We start from the raw sequence: 17,691 nt of genomic DNA, 5'->3' as shown, positions 1-17,691 counted from the left end.
CGCCTGCCCGCGCGTCTGGTGTGTCTGGTGTGTCTCGCGTGTCCCGTGCGCCTGGTGCCCGCCCGCCGTGCCGGTCCGTGCCGGCCTGCCGGTGTCAGTCGACGCCCGCCACGCGGTACTGCTCGTCGCGCGCGTCGGTCAGGAACATCTGGCCCGGCGCGTGGGTGATCGCGAACGGCGGCCGGGAGGCCATTACCGCCGCCTGCGGGGTGACTCCGCAGGCCCAGAACACCGGGATGTCCTCGGGATCGGCGGCCACCGGGTCGCCGAAGTCCGGCCGGGAGAGGTCCGCGATGCCGAGGGCCGAGGGTTCGCCGCAGTACACGGGGCCACCGTGCACGGCAGGCAGCAGGCTGCTCTCCCGGATCGCGGCGCGCAGGTGCTCCGGCGGCACCGGGCGCATGGACACCACCATCGGTCCGCGCAGCCGGCCCGCCGGACGGCACTGCCTGTCCGTCACGTACATCGGCACGTTGCGGCCCTGCTCGACGTGCCGGATCGGAACGCCCGCCGCGGCCAGGGCCCACTCGAAGGTGAAGCTGCAGCCGAGCAGGAACGACACCAGGTCGTCCCGCCAGTGCGCCCGCACGTCCGTCGGCTCCTCGACCAGCTCGCCGTCCTGCCACACCCGGTAGCGCGGCAGGTCGGTGCGCAGGTCCGCGCCCTGAGCGAGGACGGTCGTGGCGGAACCCGCGTCGGTGACGTCCAGCACCGGACAGGGCTTCGGATTGCGCTGACAGAACAGCAGCATGTCGTACGCCCAGTCGGCCGGCACCGAGATCAGGTTGGCCTGCGTGTGGCCCGCCGCGACGCCCGCCGTGGGCCCGGTCAGGCCGTCCCGGAAGCGGGCCCGCGCGGTTTTCGGCCGCCACGCGCGCGCGTGCTCGTCGACGAGGGTCACGGGACGGTCCTCGATACGGCTCGGCCGCGTCATGCGAGTTCCCTCCCGCGCGTCTCGGGCAGCCCGAGCAGGGCCAGCGCCGCGATGCCGTAGCCGACCGCGCCGAAGACCAGCGCGCCGCCCACACCCCAGCTGTCGGCCAGGAAACCCACCAGGGTCGGGAAGACCGCGCCGACCGCGCGGCCCGTGTTGTAGGTGAAACCCTGTCCGGTGCCGCGCACCTCCGTCGGGTAGAGCTCGCTCAGGTACGAGCCGAAGCCGCTGAAGATGGCCGACATGCAGAACCCGAGCGGGAAACCCAGCACCAGCAGCAGGGTGTCGGCGCCGTGCGGGATGTTCGCGTACGCCAGGACGCACACCGCCGACAGGAGCGCGAACAGCCAGATGTTGCGCCGCCGGCCGAGCCGGTCGGTGAGGTAGCCGCCGGTCAGGTAGCCGAGGAAGGCCCCGGAGATCAGGAACGTCAGATAGCCGCCGGTGCCGACGACCGACAGGCCCCGCTCGGACTTCAGGTACGTCGGGACCCACGTCGCCAGCGTGTAGTAGCCGCCCTGCACGCCCGTCGACAGCAGGCACGCGAAGAGCGTGGTGCGCAGCAGGCCGGGACCGCCGTCCGTGCCCGGCCGGAAGATCGCCGCGAACGAGCCGCGCCGCGGGCTCTGTTCACGCGCCGCCGTCGCCTCCGGAGCGTCGTGCACCCGGCGGCGCACCCACACCACCAGGAGCGCGGGCAGCGCCCCGGTCCAGAACATGATCCGCCAGGCCAGGTCGTCGCCCGCGAAGGAGAACACCAGCGTGTAGACGATCGCGGCCAGCGCCCAGCCGGCCGCCCACGAACTCTGGACCGCCCCGAGCGTACGGCCGCGGTGGCGCGCGCCGGCGTACTCGGCGACCAGGATCGCCCCGACCGCCCACTCGCCGCCGAAACCGAGCCCCTGGAGCGCCCGGAAGACCAGCAGCGTCTCGTAGTTGGGCGCGAACCCGCAGGCCACGGTGAAGACCGCGTAGGTGACCACGGTCAGCATCAGCGCCCGGACCCGGCCCACCCGGTCCGCGACCACGCCGGCCACGGCACCGCCGATCGCGGAGACCACCAGCGTGACGGTGGTGAACAGGCCGGTCTGGCCGCTGTCCAGACCGAAGTACGCCGCGAGCGCCACCATGCTCAGCGGCAGCGTGAAGTAGTCGTAGGAATCCAGGGCATATCCGCCGAAAGCACCGGCGAACGCGCGCCTGCCCTGCGGGCCGAGAGCGCGGAGCCAGCCGAACGCGCCGTCCTCGGTCGTGTGTTCGCCGTGTGCCGGCCGCAGGTCCGGTGTCACGGGCTGGGGTGGGGGAGTCGTGCTCATGGGCACCTCGCAGAGAGGGGACGGAGGGTCTGAGCAGTGCGGAGGCCGTGCCGTGCGGAGCACCGTAGAGGATCGTTCAACGATCCTTCAATACCCCTGTTGTTTCGTTCCCCGGTCTGCGATTCAATTCCGGGCATGGCAGAGCAGCTGTCCGGACTGGCCGACGACCGTGTCCTCCTGGGGCGTACCAGCACCGCCGAACGCGTTTCCGACATCCTCAGAAGCCGTATCGCCGAGGGCTACTTCCCGCCAGGCACCCGCCTGTCGGAGGACAGCATCGGCGGCGCTCTCGGGGTGTCGCGCAACACACTGCGCGAGGCGTTCCGGCTGCTCACCCACGAGCGCCTGCTGGTCCACGAACTCAACCGGGGCGTCTTCGTCCGCGTGCTCACCGTGGACGACGTCGAGGACATCTACCGCACCCGGACCCTGGTCGAGTGCGCCGTCGTCCGGGGTCTCGGCGAACCGCCGTACGCGCTCGACCGACTGGCCGCGGCCGTCACCGAGGGGCAGTTGGCCGCGCACGAGAACGACTGGAAATCGCTGGGCACCGCCAACATCCACTTCCACCGGGAACTGGTCGCCCTGGCCGGCAGCGAGCGCACCGACGAGCTGATGCGCAGCGTCTTCGCCGAGCTGCGCCTCGCCTTCCACGTCGTCGACGACCCGCGCCGGCTGCACGAGCCCTACCTCATGCGCAACCGCCGCATCCTGCAGGCCCTCCAGGCCGGGGACCGGCACGAGGCGGAGCGACTGCTGGAGACCTACCTCGCGGACTCCCTGGAGCGGGTCGTGGAGGTGTACCGGCGGCGGGTCGGGGAGGACGGACCCGGGACGGACTGACGCCGCGGAGCCGGGTTCCGTGGTGCTGTCCCGCCCCTCTCGCGGGGTTCTCGCGCTGTTGTGACGGTCGTCGCTTCTGGGTCGTTTGGGCTGATGTCTGATCGAGGACCTAATCTGTGCACCGTGACTTCGCCTGTATCGACGGACAGCGTTCCGCCCCAGCTCAGCGCGGCGCCGCGCCCGGCGCCGGGCCCGGCCGCCGACGAGGGGCTGGCGCGGCGGCTGCGCGCGCTCGCCTGCACCGCGCCGCTGCACGACCTGGACGCGCGCAAGGCCAACCTGACCGGCGAGTACTCGGTGTACGGCATGGCCGAGGTGGCCCTGGCCTCCATCGACCTGGTCACCCTGAACATGGACTTCGACACGGGCGCCGACCACGAGCAGATCGTCGCCCGGCTGATCCCGCGCATCGCCGCCCAGGCCCCGCACCGGCCCACGCCCGAGCACGAGCGCGTGGCCCGCTGGGTCCTGGAGAACCTGATCAACGTCGGCAGCGTGGACCGCGGCTTCCGCGCGGTGTACGGCACCTTCGCGCCGGACGGCACCTACGTCCGCCGCGACTACGACTTCAAGCTGATCGAAGAGGTCCCCGGCCCCGGCGGCACCGTCTACCTGCGCACCACCGACGAGGCGGTCAACGTCCTGGTCGGCGCCCTGGACACCGATGTCACCAGCGCCCAGATCGCGGCCGAGGTCAAGCTCGAGGTGCTGATCAACCGGGGCCGGCTCGCCGACGCCCAGCTCGCCGCCGAGCAGGCCAGGTACCGGACCGTGCAGTACGCCGAGACCCTGCGCCGGGCCCTGGACGCCACCCGGCGCAACGTCCGCGCGGTCGACTGGCTCAACGCCGTACCCGACATGATCGCCGAGGCCCTGGACCACGTGGCCGAGCGCTACCGCCACGAGAACGCGATCCTCACCAACATCCGCAAGGCCCGCGACGAGACCGAGGAGCCCGAGCACAAGCGGCGCGCCGCCGAACTCGTCGACATCGTCAAGGACTGCATCCGGCGCCACACCCAGCTCCAGTCGCGTCTGCTGGAGGCGGGCCCGCTCTTCCGCGCCGAACAGGACCGGCAGGCCTTCGCCACCCCCACCAGCACGTCCGGGATCGACCTCTACGGCCATCTGGTCGCTCCGGTGCTGCCGCTGCCCCTGGAGGACGCGACCAAGGTCACCGACGCGTTCTTCGCGCGCGGCACGGGACTGCGCACACCGGTGTCCGTACGGGTGGCCGACCTCGTGGACATCCTGCTGACCCCGCCGGTGGAACGGGAGCACCTGGGCGCGGAGATGCCCGAGCCCGACCTCATCGCGACCCCCGACGACAGCCGGTTCAGCGAGGAACAGCTCGCCGCCGCGATGGAACTGCTGGACCTGCCCGCCGACGCGCCGCGCAGACTGTCCGGGCTGCTCGCCGAGGCACGCGGACAGGACCCGGAGCTGCCGTATCTGGTCGCGCTGCTGGCGGTGCACGCGGCGAGCCCCGCTGTGGGCACCGCCTACCGCCAGGGCGAGGAGAAACTGCTGTTCGCCGTGGACGACGGGACGGAACTGGACGACCCCGAGTTCGGCGGCGCCGACCTGGTCGTGGGAACCGCCCTGCTGGACTCGGCGGGAATGGCCGCGGACCGGGCCGAGGCCGCGTGATGGTTTCGCCGGTCGCCGTGTGCAGGCCGTCCGCGGCCGGCCGCGCCCCGCGGCGCGGCCGCCGACCGATACAGTCCCGCGCCCCCCGACGGGGCGCACCCTTCCTCAGTCCCCAGCGCAAGGAGTTGTGTCCGTGAGCGAGCACGTCGAGTGGAGCGAGGCGGAGACCCCCGCCCCGCCGGCGGCCACCGCCGTCACCCCCGCCGACGCCGCCGACGCCGCGCGGCTCGTCGCCTTCGGCCTGCAGCCCAAACTGCAGCCCGCCCGCGACCAGGAGTACACCGAGCTGCTGCGCCGCTACCGCGACGACCCGGCGTTCGCGCGGCTCGCCGACGCCGTCGCCACCGGCCTCGGACTCGTCGTGCTGGAGGTGTCCCCGCGCGCGGGGATGGCCGTGACGGCCGCCGAGGACTCGGTGTTCGCCGTCCGCATGGGCGACTACGCACGGCGCACCGCCGCCGACTCCGGCGACCGCTTCCTGCACGGCCTCGCCCATCTCGCCGTCGCCGCGCTGGCGTTCCCGCGCCCCGAGGACCTGGCCGACGACACCTACATCGGCCGCGTCAGCGTCAACGGCGTCGACGCCTTCGTACGGCAGGCCTGCCGCCGCCTGGAGGAGCGCGCGGAGGAACTGGGCGAGAACACCGACCCGGCCACCGACGCGCCCGGCCTGGAGACCGCGTGGCGCATCTGGGCCAGGCGCAGCGCCACCGGCGCCACCAAGGACTCGCGCCGGCCGGCCGCCTCCACCACGGGCATGGTGGCCAAGGCGATGGCGTTCCTCACCGACTCGGGTTTCCTGCAGCGCACGGGCGACGACAGCGGCGGCACCTACCGCACCACGGCCCGCTACCAGCTCCAGGTACGCGACATGGCCGGCACCGCCGCGATGGCCGAGCTGCTGGAACTGGGCGTCGTACCCGTCACCGACGGCACGGCCAGCCTGATGCCCGCCGAGGACACCGACGACCTGGAGCTGGTCGCCGACGCCGGACTGCCGTTCCACTCCTGACGCTTCCCGGAAGCCCCCGGCACCCTGAACCACCGCACGTCCTGAACCACCGCACCTTTCCGAAGACTTAACGCGAGAGTCCGCCATGTACGAGCTGTCCCGGGTCCGCCTCTACTCCATCGGGCCCGCCGGTGCGCGCTATGCCGACACCGTGCTTGACCTGCGGGGCGTGGGCGCACCCGTGCCCGACCCGGCACCCATGCAGGCGGAGTTCTTCGAGGAGGAGCCGGTCGGCCCGCCGCGCCGACCGGCCCCCGCAGGCGTGCTGTTCCTGGAGAACGGCGGCGGCAAGTCCGTCCTCCTCAAGCTGATCTTCTCGGTCATGCTGCCCGGCCACCGCAACACCCTCGGCGGCGCGAGCTCCGGTGTGCTGCGCAAGTTCCTGCTCGCCGACGACTGCGGGCACGTGGTGCTGGAATGGCAGCACGTGCTCACCGGTGAGTGCGTGGTGGTCGGCAAGGCCAGCGAGTGGCGCGGACGCCAGGTCTCCAACGACCCGCGCAAGTTCGCCGAGGCCTGGTACTCCTTCCGGCCCGGACCCGGTCTGCGCCTGGACAACCTCCCCGTCGCCGAGTCCACCGCCGTACGGGCGCCCGTCGAGGGAGCCTCCGGCGCTCAGGGCCGCCGCCGCACCATGAAGGGCTTCCGCGACGCCCTCACCGAGGCCGGGAAGGCCTACCCGCACCTGGAGGTGCACTGGGAGGAGACCCACGAACGCTGGACCGACCACCTCGGCGAACTCGGCCTCGACCCCGAACTCTTCCGCTACCAGCGGGAGATGAACGCCGACGAGGGTGAGGCGGCCGGCCTCTTCGCCGTCAAGAAGGACTCCGACTTCACCGACCTGCTGCTGCGCGCGGTCACCGACACCCGTGACACCGACGGCCTCGCCGACCTCGTCAGCGGCTTCGGCAACAAGCTGGGCCGGCGCGCCGAGCTGATCGCCGAGCGTGACTTCACCGCGAACTCCGTCGACCTGCTCGGCCGGATCGTCGAGGCCGCCGAGACGCGTTCACGCGCGCGTGACGTCCACGCCGGCGCCGAACGCCGTACCCGCACACTGGCCCGGCGGCTGTCCGCGCGGGCGGTCCGCGAGCGCGTGCGGGCCACCGACCTCGCCCAGCGGGTCACGGCAGCCGCCTACGCCGTCACCCACTCCGAGGGCGCCCGGGAGCGCAGCTCCCTGATCGCCGCCGAACTCGCCTACCGGCACGCCTCCCTGGCCCTGACCGCCGCCGAGAAGTCCGCCGCCGCGCAGAAGCGCGAGCTGGCCGACGCGCGCACCCTGCACTCCGCCTGGCAGGCCGCCGAGGTCGCGCTGCGCCACCGCGCCGCCGCCGACCGCGTCGCCCGCGTGTCCACCGCGATCCAGGAGGCCGAACGGGACGCCGCTCCCGCGCTCGCCGCCCGCGCCAAGGCCGCCGTGGACCTCGTACGGGCCCTGCACTCGGCCGCCGCGAGCGCCGAGGACCTCGCCAACGAGGGAGAGGAGCGCTCCGCCGCCCTCCAGGAGGTCAGCGACGCCGCCTACCGCGACTCCACCGGCGCCGCCACCGAGGCGCAGCGCGCCCGCAGTGAGTTGGGGCACCTGCGTCAGCGCCTCGCCGAGGTCGAGCAGGAGACGGCCGAGGCCGTGCGCGCGGGCTGGATCGACGACAGCGCCCCCGACACCGACCCGGCACGCGCGGCGCTCGCGGCCAGCGAGGCCGAGAAGACCACCGTGGCCGCCTGGGACACGGCCCGCGAGGCCGCCCGCAAGGCGACCGAGTACGCCCGCGAGGCTGCCGCCGCCGAGTCCCGCGCCGAGCTGACCGCGGCCCGCGCGGCGGACGCCGCGACCGCAGCCGGACGCTCCCACGACGCTGAACGGCGGCTCGCCGAGGCCCTGGCCGCCGAGGAGCGGCTCGCCGAACTGCTGAGCCTGCCCGGCGCGCCCGCGACCGTCCGGGCCGGTGTCCCCGCCCCCAGGGCGGCGGAGGCCGACGGCACGGCCGCGCGCGACGACGACCTCGAGGAGGGCACCCGCGTCGACGGCGGCGGAGGCCCGCTCACCTCCGAGGAGCTCGACCGCTTCGCCGACGAGCTGCGCGCCCTCCTCGACGACGCCGTGTCGGCCGCCGAACGGAACCTCTTCGAGCTGCGCACCGCCGCCGCCGACGACGCCCGCATCCTCGGCGCCCTCGGCGACGGCGGTCTGCTGCCGCCCGGACCGGACGTGCTGGCCACCGTGGAGTTCCTCGGCGAGCACGGCATCCCCGCCCAGCCCGGCTGGCGCTACCTCGCCCAGTCGGTCGACCCCGCCGACCACGCGCGCGTGCTCGCCGCGCGCCCCGAACTGGTCGACGGTGTGATCATCACCGACCCTGACACGCACGCGCGTGCCCGCGAGGCGCTCGGCGCCGCCGCCCTGCTGCCGCGCTCCACCGTGGCCGTCGGCACGGCCGCCGCCCTGCTCGCCCCCGGCACGGCGTCCGGCGCCGTCGCCACGGACGTCTTCCTCGTGCCCCCGAACCCGGCCATGCACGACGAACACGCGGCCGACGAGGAGCGGCAGGCCCTGCGGACCCGGGCCACCGCGCGCGACGAGGAGATCCGCGCCCTCGCCGCCCGGCTCGGCAAGGACCGCGAACTGGCCGCACGGCTCGTCTCCTGGCGCACCGGCTGCCCGGCCGGCCGGCTCGCCGAACTCGCCCAGGCCGCCGAGGAGGCACGCGCGTTCGCGGAGGAGAGCGAGGCCGAACTCGCCGAGGCGCGCACCGCGCGCGCGGAGGCCGACGAGACCGCGGCCGAGGCCACGCAGGTCCGCGACGAACGGCAGGAGGCCGCGCAGAAGGCGCGCCGTGCCGCCGACGCCCTCGCCGGACTTGCCTACCGGCTGCGTGAGCGCGCGGGCTGGCAGGCCCGCCTGCGCGAACTCGCCGACGAGGCCACCGAGTCGGAGGCCCGCGCCCAGTCCTGCCTGGACCGCGCCCGCGTCGCCGACGAGGACCGCCGCGCCACCCAGCGCGCCGCCGACGACGCCCGCCGTACCGCGCGTGCGCTGCGCGCCGAGCGCTCCGAGATCGCGGGCGCCCCCGACGACGTACCGGAGGACGACGCGGACGCCCCCAAGGTGTCCCTGCCCGCGCTCCGCGAGGCCTACCGGGCCGCCTCCCAGGTGTACGAGAAGGTCGGCGTCGACGCCGACCTGCGCGCCGAGCAGGCCCGCGCGGAGAGCGACGAGAGCGCGGCACGAACCGAGCTGGACCGGCTGAGCAACAAGGTCCGCGCGCGTGCCGAGCTGCTGCTGGAGTCTCCCGACGGCGCCGACGGACCGTCCCGCCAGGCGGCCGCCGCCCGCGCGGAGGAGCTGGTGCAGCTCCTGGAGACCCGCATGTCCACCGCGAGCGAGCAGCTGGGCCGGCTGCGCGGCGAGGCCGAGCGGCACGCCCCCGAGGACGGCGAGGCGCACACCACGCTGCCCGAGGAACTGCTCCCGCGCGACGCCGAGCACGCCCAGGCCCTGCTGCGCACGGCCACGGCCGAACTCGGCTCCCGCACCGCGGCGCTGGCAGAGGCCCGCGACGCGCACGCCGAACTGCTGGCGGCCCACGGGGCCGCCGAGGACGCGGCCGGCGGCTTCGACGAGATCGCCGCGATGCTCCGCGACCTGCTGCGCGAGCCCGCCGCCGAGGACGACCAGGAGCAGGCGGAACCGTACCCGGGCAGCCCGGAGGAGGCCCGGCAGTCGGCCGCCGAGGCCCGCCGCTCGCTGCGCGGCTGCGCCGCCGACCTGTCCGCCGCCGAGGGAGCCGTGCGCGAGGCGAGCGACGTCCTCGTCCGGCACGCCAACTCCACCCGCTACGAGCAGGTGCGCACCCCCGCCCGCCAGCAGATCCGGGAGCTGCCCGCCTCCGCGCTCCCCGAGCACGCCCAGAAGTGGGCGGACGCCTTCGCGCCACGACTGCGTGTCCTCACCGACGAACTGGCCCAGCTGGAGCGCAACCGCGACTCGATCGTCGACCGGCTGCGCGGGCTCGTCGAGTCCTCGCTGGCCACCCTGCGGTCCGCCCAGCGGCTGTCCAGGCTGCCGGAGGGGCTCGGCGAGTGGTCCGGGCAGGAGTTCCTGCGCATCCGCTTCGAGGAGCCCGACCAGGCGACCCTGACCGAACGCCTCGGCGAGGTCATCGACGAGGCGACCCGGGCCGCCGTGAAGAAGAACTCCGACCTGCGGCGCGACGGCATGTCCCTGCTGCTGCGGGGCGTCGCGGCCGCGCTGCAGCCCAAGGGCATCGCCGTGGAGATCCTCAAGCCCGACGCCGTGCTGCGCGCCGAACGCGTCCCGGTCGGACAGATGGGCGACGTCTTCTCCGGCGGCCAGCTGCTCACCGCGGCCATCGCCCTGTACTGCACGATGGCCGCCCTGCGCTCCAACGACCGCGGACGCGACAAGCACCGGCACGCGGGCACGCTGTTCCTGGACAACCCCATCGGCCGCGCCAACGCGACGTACCTGCTGGAGCTCCAGCGGGCCGTGTCCGACGCCCTCGGTGTGCAGCTGCTGTACACCACAGGCCTGTTCGACACGACCGCGCTCGCCGAGTTCCCGCTGGTCATCCGGCTGCGCAACGACGCCGACCTCAGGGCCGGCCTCAAGTACATCAGCGTGGAGGAACACCTCCGGCCCGGACTGCCGCAGCAGCCCCAGGACGGCGAGGCGGTGCGCAGCGAGATCACGGCGACACGGATGTTCAAGAGGCCGGCACCGGCCACCAGCTGACCGACGGATTGACCCGACGGGTTGACCCGACAGATTGATCGGCGGGTTGACCCGACGGGTTGCCCCGGCGGGTTGGCCGACGGGTTGATCAATAGGTTGACCAACCCGTCGGTCAGGAATCCTCCTTGATCAAGTCGGCGCACTTCTCGCCGATCACCATGGTCGTGATGCACGGGTTGACGGCGATCAGGTCCGGCATCACCGACCCGTCGGCCACCCGCAGCCCCTCGACCCCCTTGACCCGCAGCCGCGCGTCGAGCGGGGCCGAGGGGTCGTCGTCGGCGCCCATCCTCACCGTGCAGGACGGGTGATAGACCGTGTTGTGCGTCCGGCGGATGTAGTCGAGGAGTTCGCCGTCGGTGCGGACATCAGGCCCCGGGGCCAGTTCGGCCCCCGCCCAGCCGCTCAGCGCGGGCTGCGCGGCGATGCGGCGCGCCAGTTTCAGCCCGTACGTCATCACCCGCACGTCGTGCTCGTGCGTGAAGTACCGCGGATCGACCATCGGCTTGTCCCGGTAGTCCCGCGTGCGCAGCCGCACCGTGCCGCGCGACTTCGCCCTCGTCACGTTGGGCGTCAGACAGAACGCGTTCTCCGAGGTCGGATAGCCCCACCGCGCGGTGTTCATGTCGAACGGCACGCTGCCGTAGTGGAACATCAGGTCGGGGCGGTCCAGGCCCGGTTCCGTGTCGTAGAAGACGCCCGCTTCCCACCACTGGCTGGACGTGGTGGTCATCGGCTGCCTCGCCTCCCACATGATGACGCCCTCGGGGTGGTCCTGGAGGTTCTCGCCGACGCCCGCCGCGTCGACGGCGACCTCGACCCCGACCTCGCGCAGATGCCCGGCCGGGCCGATGCCCGACAGCATCAGCAGCTTCGGCGAGTCGATGGACCCGCACGAGACGATCACCTCGCGCCGGGCCCGTACGGTACGGGTGTGCACCAGATCCGGGTCCAGGTACTCGGCGCCCACGCACCGGCGGCCCTCCAGCACCAGCTTCCTGGCCCGCACCCCGGTGCGCACGTCCAGGTTCGGCCGCTTGCCCATCACCGGGTGCAGGTAGGCCACGGACGAGGACTGGCGGATGTTGTTCTCGTCGGAGTTGATCTGGAACCAGTTGGCCCCGCGCACCACCGTCCTGCCGGTGTTGAACGGGACCGTGGGTATCCCCGCCTGCGCGCACGCCTCCAGCAGGGCGGTGCCGCACGGGTCCTCGTCCTTGAGCGTGCGCAGCTTCACCGGGCCGCCGCGGCCGTGGTGGTCGCCCGGCGCGTCGTTGTTCTCCAGCCGCCGGTACAGCGGGAACAGGTCGGCCGCACTCCAGCCCGTACAGCCCCGGGCCGCCCAGTCGTCCAGATCCTCCGCGGGCGCCCAGAAGGCGATGCAGGAGTTGTGCGAGGAACAGCCGCCCAGCACCTTCGCGCGCGCGTGCCGCATGAAACTGTTCCCGCTGGCCTGGGGCTCGACCGGGTAGTCCCAGTCGTAGCCGGACTCCAGCAGGCCCATCCAGCGCTCCAGCCTGAGCACGTTCTCGTCGCCGGCGTCGCTCGGGCCCGCCTCCAGGACGCACACCGTCACGGCCGGGTCCTCGGACAGCCGCGCCGCCACGACGTTGCCCGCGGTGCCGCCGCCCACCACGACGTAGTCGAACTCGTCGAACTCGCCGGGATCGTCGAACTCATCGGTGTTCATGAGCAGTTCCCTCCTGGGAGCCGGGATCAGTCGGCCGCGGGGGCGGCGAGGGGAGCGGTCGGGCCGGCGGACTCGGTCTCCAGGCGGTGCTCGGCGAGCACACCGGTCCGGTGGCGCTGGACGAACCAGTAGTAGGCGAACCCGCCGCCCGCGATGACGGCCACGAACAGCACCGCGCCCCAGCGCAGGTACCAGTGGTACGGCGCGCTCGCGTTGTACACGGCGGACCGGGGCCAGATCAGGTTGACCGTCATGGCCGCGCCCCACACCACCGCGACGACGTTGACGGGCAGCCCCCAGCGGCCCAGCGAGAACCTGCCGTCGCCCGCCGGCCGCCACGTGCCGCGCAGCCGCGCCACCAGCATGGGCGCGGTGACACCCAGGTAGGCGAGGTAGATCATGATGATGCCGATACTGGTGACGACCGTGAAGATCTGCGGCTGGCGGATGTTGACCACGAGGATCGCCAGCGCCAGCACACCGATGATCACGGCCGGCAGCACGGGGGTCCGGAAGCGCGGGCTGACCCGGGCGATCAGCGAGGAGGCGGGCAGGTTGTTGTCCCGCGCCATCGCGAACGCCAGCCGGATCGCCGCCGTGTGCACGGCCAGCGCGCACACCGTCACCGCGATCAGCACGCACCACAGCATCGCCTTGCCGGCCGTCGGGCCGAGGACGTCGAGCACGATGTACTGCAGACCGTCCGTGGACAGCTTGTCGCCCTTGAGGCTGGAGACGCTCATCAGCCCCAGCAGCAGCACCAGTCCGCCCAGGACGAAGGAGGCGGCGATCGCGCGGACGATGGCGCGCGGGGCGTTGCGGGAGGGGTCCAGGGACTCCTCGCCGAGCGAGGCCGCGGTGTCGAAGCCGTACATGACGTACGCCGACGCCAGCGAGGCCACCAGGAAGGCGCCCAGGTACCCCGTGCCGTGTCCGGATCCGGTGCCGTTCGTCTGCATGACGACCTGAGGGCCACGGGTGATGTGGACGGCGAACAGGGTGATCAGTACAACCGTCGCGATCAGCTCGATGAAGACGCCGGCTGTGTTGATCGTGGCCATGAGCTTGACGCCGAACGCGTTGACCAGAGTGGTGAACAGGATCAGTACGGTCGCCAGGACGACGGCGTTGGTCGCCACGTCGTACTTGCCGGTGCCGTCACCGACGAACTGGAAGAAGGAGGAGATCTGCGGCAGCGTCAACTGGTAGGCGAGCGCGACCGCCGAGATGGACACGATCGACGCGATCAACATCATCCACCCGGCCAGCCAGCCGAGATGCGGATTGCCGATCTTCTTCGACCAGTTGTAGACCGAGCCCGCCACCGGATAGCGGGCGGCCAGCTCGGCGAAGCACAGGGCCACCGCGAACTGGCCGGCGAACACCAGCGGCCAGGACCACCAGTAGGCGGGGCCGCCGCTGCCGTAACCGAAGTAGAACAGCTGGAAGGTGCCGGTCAGGATCGAGATGTAGCTGATCCCGGCGGCGAAGGTGTGGAAGTTGCCGAGCGTGCGCTTGAGTTCGGGCCTGTAGCCGAACTCGGCGAGTTCGGCGTCGTCGCGTGGGTGGTGCGGGCCTGGCGATTGCTCGGTGGTCGTCATGAGCTGACTCCTCGTGGGCCTGCGGAGGGAAGGGAGTGGCTTGCTCGTGCGGGTGCCGGGGGCCAAGGACATCGGACGGGGTGGAGCGGTCTCAGTCGAACCAACCCTGCGGTGCCGGCGCGGTGTTGCGCCAGATGTGCTTCGTCTCCCGGTACTCGGCGAGCCCCGAGAGCCCGAGTTCGCGGCCGAACCCGGACTGCTTGTAACCACCCCATTCGGCCTGCGGCACGTACGGGTGGTAGTCGTTGATCCATACGGTGCCGAGCCGCAGCCGGGCCGCGACGCGGGCTGCCCTGGCCTCGTCGCGCGTCCACACGGCACCGGCGAGCCCGTACACGGTGTCGTTGGCGAGCCGGACGGCCTCCTCCTCGGCCGTGAACCGCTCGACGGTCAGCACCGGCCCGAAGGACTCCTCCCGGACCACGGACATGCCGCTCGCGCACTCGTCCAGGACCGTCGGCAGGTAGTAGAAGCCCTCGTCGTAGCCGGGTCCGGAGGGCCGGGCTCCGCCGCAGCGCAGCACCGCGCCCTCCGCCAGGCCCTTGGCGACATGGGCCTCGATCTTCGCCCGGTGCGCCGCCGAGATCAGCGGCCCGGTCTGCGCCCGCTCGTCGAAGGGGCCACCGAGCCTGATCAGCGTGGCCCGCCGTACGACCTCGTCCACGAACCGGTCGTGCAGCGCGTCCTCGACCAGCAGCCGGGCCCCGGCCGAGCACACCTGCCCGGAGTGCAGGAACACGGCCGTCAGGGCCATGTCGACGGCCGTGTCGAAATCGGCGTCCGCGAAGACGATGTTCGGGTTCTTCCCGCCGAGTTCCAGCGCGACCTTCTTCACCGTGCCGGCGGCGGCGGCCATCAGCCGGCGGCCCGTGTGGAGGCCGCCGGTGAAGGAGACCAGATCGACGTCGGGGTGGTCGGCCAGCGGGGCGCCCGCCTCCGGACCGGCGCCCAGCACCAGGTTGGCCACGCCCGGTGGAAGACCCGCCTCCGCCAGCAGCCGGACCAGGTGGATCGCGGTGTGCGGGGTCAGCTCGCTCGGCTTCAGGACGAAGGTGTCGCCCGCCGCGAGGGCCGGCGCGACCTTCCACGCGGTCTGCAGCAGGGGGTAGTTCCAGGGGGTGATCAGGGCGCACACACCGAGCGGTTCGTGCACCACCCTGCTGTCGACGTCCTTCCGGCCGGTGTCGACCACCCGCCCGGCCTCGCCCGCGACCAGCCGCCCGAAGTAGCGGAAGCAGTTCACGACGTCGTCGATGTCGTACGCGCTCTCCACCAGCCGCTTCCCCGTGTCCAGGGACTCGGCGCGGGCCAGGGCGTCCTTGTCGCGGGCCAGCAGGCCGGCCACCCGCAGGAGCAGATCGCCGCGCTCCTGCGCGGCCGTACCCGGCCAGGGGCCCGTGTCGAAGGCGCGACGGGCCGCGGCGACCGCCTCCGCCGTGTCCTTGCCGCCCGCCTCGTCCACGACGCCGACCAGTGAGCCGTCGGCGGGACAGCGGATCTCGCGGGTGCGTCCGTCCAGGGCGCCCCGCCATCGTCCGTCGATGAACAGGTCAGGCATGGCCGTCCCCCAGCCTCTCCAGGAGCCACTCGTGGAAGAGCGCGATGTGGTGTTCGTTCGGGACCAGCACGCCGCCCTCGCGGTACGCGCGCGAGGACATCGCCGGCTGCGTGCGCTCACAGGCCTCGAAGTCCTGGACGTTGACGCGGTGGAACAGCTCCACGGACTTCGACACGTCCGCCCCCGAGGCCACCACCTCCGGCGCGTACAGCCAGTCGCACTCCACGACCGTGCGGTCCTCGGCCAGCGGGAACATGCGGTGCAGGATGACGTGGTCCGGTACGAGGTTGACGAACACGGTCGGCTTGACCGTGATGGCGTAGTAGCGGCGGTCCTGGTCGGCGCTCACCTCGGGGAGGCGCGGGAAGCCCGGGCTCCCGTCGACCGTGAAGCCCTCGATCTCCTGCCCGAACTCCGCTCCGTGGCCCACGTAGTACTGGGCCGCGTACCCGTCCGCGAACTCCGGCAGCACCTCGGTGAGCTCGGGGTGGATCGTCGCGCAGTGGTAGCACTCCATGAAGTTCTCGACGATCAGCTTCCAGTTGGCCCGTACGTCGTAGGTGACGCGCCTGCCGAGTGCCAGCCTCTCGGTCCCGTAGTGCTCGATGGCGGCCGCGTCGCCGAGCCGTTCGACGGCAGCGTGCATCACCGTGTCCTCGAAGGAGGGCGGTTCGTCGGCGAGGCACACCCAGGCGTAGCCGAGCCATTCACGCAGGGCCACCTTGATCAACCCGTACGCGACCCGGTCGACGTCCGGCATCTTGATCAAGTTGGGTGCGGCGATCAACCTGCCGTCGAGGTCGTACGTCCACGCGTGATACGGGCACTGCAGGCTGCGGCGCACCTCGCCCGACTCCTCGGTGCACAGCTGTGCCCCGCGGTGCCGGCACACGTTGAGGAACGCGCGCAGCTCGCCGGTACGGCCACGGGTGACGACGACGCTCTCGCGGCCGACCCGCACCGTGCGGAACGCGCCCGGCCCGGCCAGGTCGGCGCTGCGCACGGCGCAGAACCACATCGTCTCGAAGAGCTTCTCCTGCTCCCGCCGGAAGACGTCCGGGTCGGTGTAGTAGTGACCGGGGAGGGTGGCGATCAGGCTGGGGGAGAGCGGGGTCGCCGGGGAGATCGGGTGCGTCGTCACGGGCGTGCTCCTCGGGCGGACGCGGCGGCGGTGGGGCGGGCGGGGTCGAACAGGCCGATCGGGTGCGCGGAGGAACCGGTCAGCGCGAGGTCGGCCAGAATCTCGCCGACGACGGGCACGAACTTGAAACCGTGCCCGGAGAACCCGCAGGCCACGGTGACCGACTCCGGGTGCGCGGGATGCCGGGAGATCACGAAGTGCTCGTCAGGGGTGTTGGAGTACATGCAGGTGGCGGCCTTGAGGAAGGTGCCGGGCAGGTCCGGGATGCAGTGCGACATGTGGTCCGCCATGGCCTGGACCTCGTGCGGGTGCACGGTCCGGTCGATGGTCTCCGGGGTGGTGACCTGACCCTTGCGGAAGAAGGCGACCTTGGCGCCCAGTTCGGGGCCGTCGATGGCCGGGAAGCCGTACACCTGCACGCCCCGGGCGTCCTCCCAGACATAGATCGGGTGGTTGCGCGGCTCGAACGGCTCCGTGCCGCCCCGCGGCCGGAACCAGTACATGATCTGCCGCTCGATCGAGAACGGCACCCCGAGGTCGGTGAGCAATTGCGGCGCCCAGGCGCCCGGGCAGATCACCAGCTGACCGGCCGTGTAGGTGTTCTCGGCCGTGTGCACCCGCACCCCGTCCCGGTACGGCTCCCAGCGCAGCATCGGTTCCTCGAAGTGCAGATCGGCGCCCTGCCGCGTGGCCAGCTGCAGATGGGCGGCGACCATGTTCTCCGGGCGGACGAGGCCCGCCTTGGCCTCGTACAGGGCGACCTCGTCGTCGTACGGGGCGAGGGTGGGGAAGCGGCGCCTGATCTCCTTCGCGTCCAGCATCTCGTGCGGCAGGTCCCACTCGGTCGCCGAACGCAGGGACCCGGAGACGGTCCGGGAGCCGGGCGGCCCGACCATGACGCCCCCGCACAGGACGGCGATGTCCCGGCCGGTGGCCCGCTCCAGCTCCTCGTACAGCTCGTAGGCGCGCAGCAGCAGCGGCACGTACGCCGGGTCCTCGAAGTACGACTGCCGGGTGACGCGGGAACCACCGTGGCTGGAGCCGCGGTTGTGCACCGGACCGAACTTCTCCAGACCGAGGACCCGGGCGCCGCGCGCGGACAGATGGTGGGCGGCGGCGCTGCCCATGCCGCCGAGTCCGATGACGATCACGTCGTAGGTGGGGGACACGTTACGGACCTCCTGGGG

At 72.6% G+C, this 17,691-nt stretch carries 11 protein-coding genes; 4 read left to right on the top strand and 7 right to left on the bottom strand.

What is annotated here, in order from left to right; translation table 11 throughout:
• Window positions 1–94: 94 nt before the first annotated feature.
• Both OIB37_RS06890 and OIB37_RS06885 read right to left on the bottom strand, forming a co-directional pair.
• A complete protein-coding gene (locus OIB37_RS06890; protein WP_330456635.1) occupies window positions 95–934 on the bottom strand; it encodes a putative hydro-lyase in 840 nt (279 codons plus the stop codon).
• Window positions 931–2,250: an MFS transporter gene (locus OIB37_RS06885; protein ID WP_330456634.1), complete on the bottom strand. Its 1,320-nt coding sequence runs from the start codon at window positions 2,248–2,250 to the stop codon at window positions 931–933. The genes OIB37_RS06890 and OIB37_RS06885 overlap by 4 nt, the downstream gene beginning before the upstream one ends.
• A 135-nt stretch (window positions 2,251–2,385) precedes the next feature.
• On the opposite strand from OIB37_RS06885, the gene OIB37_RS06880 reads away from it, so the two are divergent.
• The 4 genes from OIB37_RS06880 to OIB37_RS06865 all read left to right on the top strand — a co-directional run bounded on the left by OIB37_RS06880 (window position 2,386) and on the right by OIB37_RS06865 (window position 10,514).
• Window positions 2,386–3,093 carry a GntR family transcriptional regulator gene (locus OIB37_RS06880; RefSeq protein ID WP_330456633.1) on the top strand — a complete coding sequence of 236 codons (708 nt, stop codon included), beginning with the start codon at window positions 2,386–2,388 and terminating at the stop codon, window positions 3,091–3,093.
• A 123-nt stretch (window positions 3,094–3,216) separates the two neighbouring features.
• The gene (locus OIB37_RS06875; protein ID WP_330456632.1) at window positions 3,217–4,743 is read left to right on the top strand and encodes a hypothetical protein; all 1,527 of its coding nucleotides are present in this window, start codon (window positions 3,217–3,219) and stop codon (window positions 4,741–4,743) included.
• Window positions 4,744–4,876: 133 nt separating this feature from the next.
• Window positions 4,877–5,755 carry a hypothetical protein gene (locus tag OIB37_RS06870; protein WP_330456631.1) on the top strand — a complete coding sequence of 293 codons (879 nt, stop codon included), beginning with the start codon at window positions 4,877–4,879 and terminating at the stop codon, window positions 5,753–5,755.
• Between the two features lie 85 nt (window positions 5,756–5,840).
• Entirely contained in the window at window positions 5,841–10,514 is a 4,674-nt protein-coding gene (locus OIB37_RS06865) for a hypothetical protein (RefSeq protein WP_330456630.1), read from the top strand.
• Between the two features lie 112 nt (window positions 10,515–10,626).
• On the opposite strand, the gene OIB37_RS06860 is transcribed toward OIB37_RS06865, so the two are convergent.
• From OIB37_RS06860 to solA, 5 genes are all read right to left on the bottom strand, one after another.
• A complete protein-coding gene (locus tag OIB37_RS06860) occupies window positions 10,627–12,204 on the bottom strand; it encodes a GMC family oxidoreductase (RefSeq protein WP_330456629.1) in 1,578 nt (525 codons plus the stop codon).
• A 26-nt stretch (window positions 12,205–12,230) separates the two neighbouring features.
• The gene (locus tag OIB37_RS06855) at window positions 12,231–13,805 is read right to left on the bottom strand and encodes an APC family permease (protein WP_330456628.1); all 1,575 of its coding nucleotides are present in this window, start codon (window positions 13,803–13,805) and stop codon (window positions 12,231–12,233) included.
• A gap of 91 nt (window positions 13,806–13,896) precedes the next feature.
• Window positions 13,897–15,363: an aldehyde dehydrogenase family protein gene (locus OIB37_RS06850; protein WP_330456627.1), complete on the bottom strand. Its 1,467-nt coding sequence runs from the start codon at window positions 15,361–15,363 to the stop codon at window positions 13,897–13,899.
• A complete protein-coding gene (locus OIB37_RS06845) occupies window positions 15,356–16,504 on the bottom strand; it encodes an aromatic ring-hydroxylating oxygenase subunit alpha (RefSeq protein ID WP_330456626.1) in 1,149 nt (382 codons plus the stop codon). Before OIB37_RS06845 ends, OIB37_RS06850 begins: the two co-directional genes overlap by 8 nt.
• The gene (solA, locus tag OIB37_RS06840) at window positions 16,501–17,673 is read right to left on the bottom strand and encodes an N-methyl-L-tryptophan oxidase (protein WP_330456625.1); all 1,173 of its coding nucleotides are present in this window, start codon (window positions 17,671–17,673) and stop codon (window positions 16,501–16,503) included. Before solA ends, OIB37_RS06845 begins: the two co-directional genes overlap by 4 nt.
• Window positions 17,674–17,691: the final 18 nt, after the last annotated feature.

It is taken from the genome of Streptomyces sp. NBC_00820, assembly GCF_036347055.1.
Lineage (GTDB): Bacteria > Actinomycetota > Actinomycetes > Streptomycetales > Streptomycetaceae > Streptomyces.
The sequence above is the reverse complement of the archived record's forward strand: the minus strand, read 5'-3'. Positions and strand labels throughout refer to the sequence as shown.

Bases quoted from the DNA above. Each gene is read 5' to 3' on its own strand.
- OIB37_RS06885 (WP_330456634.1), bottom strand. From the start codon at position 2,250: ATGAGCACGACTCCCCCACCCCAGCCCGTGACACCGGACCTGCGGCCG.
- OIB37_RS06880 (WP_330456633.1), top strand. From the start codon at position 2,386: ATGGCAGAGCAGCTGTCCGGACTGGCCGACGACCGTGTCCTCCTGGGG.
- OIB37_RS06860 (WP_330456629.1), bottom strand. From the start codon at position 12,204: ATGAACACCGATGAGTTCGACGATCCCGGCGAGTTCGACGAGTTCGAC.
- OIB37_RS06850 (WP_330456627.1), bottom strand. From the start codon at position 15,363: ATGCCTGACCTGTTCATCGACGGACGATGGCGGGGCGCCCTGGACGGA.
- OIB37_RS06865 (WP_330456630.1), top strand. From the start codon at position 5,841: ATGTACGAGCTGTCCCGGGTCCGCCTCTACTCCATCGGGCCCGCCGGT.
- OIB37_RS06890 (WP_330456635.1), bottom strand. From the start codon at position 934: ATGACGCGGCCGAGCCGTATCGAGGACCGTCCCGTGACCCTCGTCGAC.
- OIB37_RS06855 (WP_330456628.1), bottom strand. From the start codon at position 13,805: ATGACGACCACCGAGCAATCGCCAGGCCCGCACCACCCACGCGACGAC.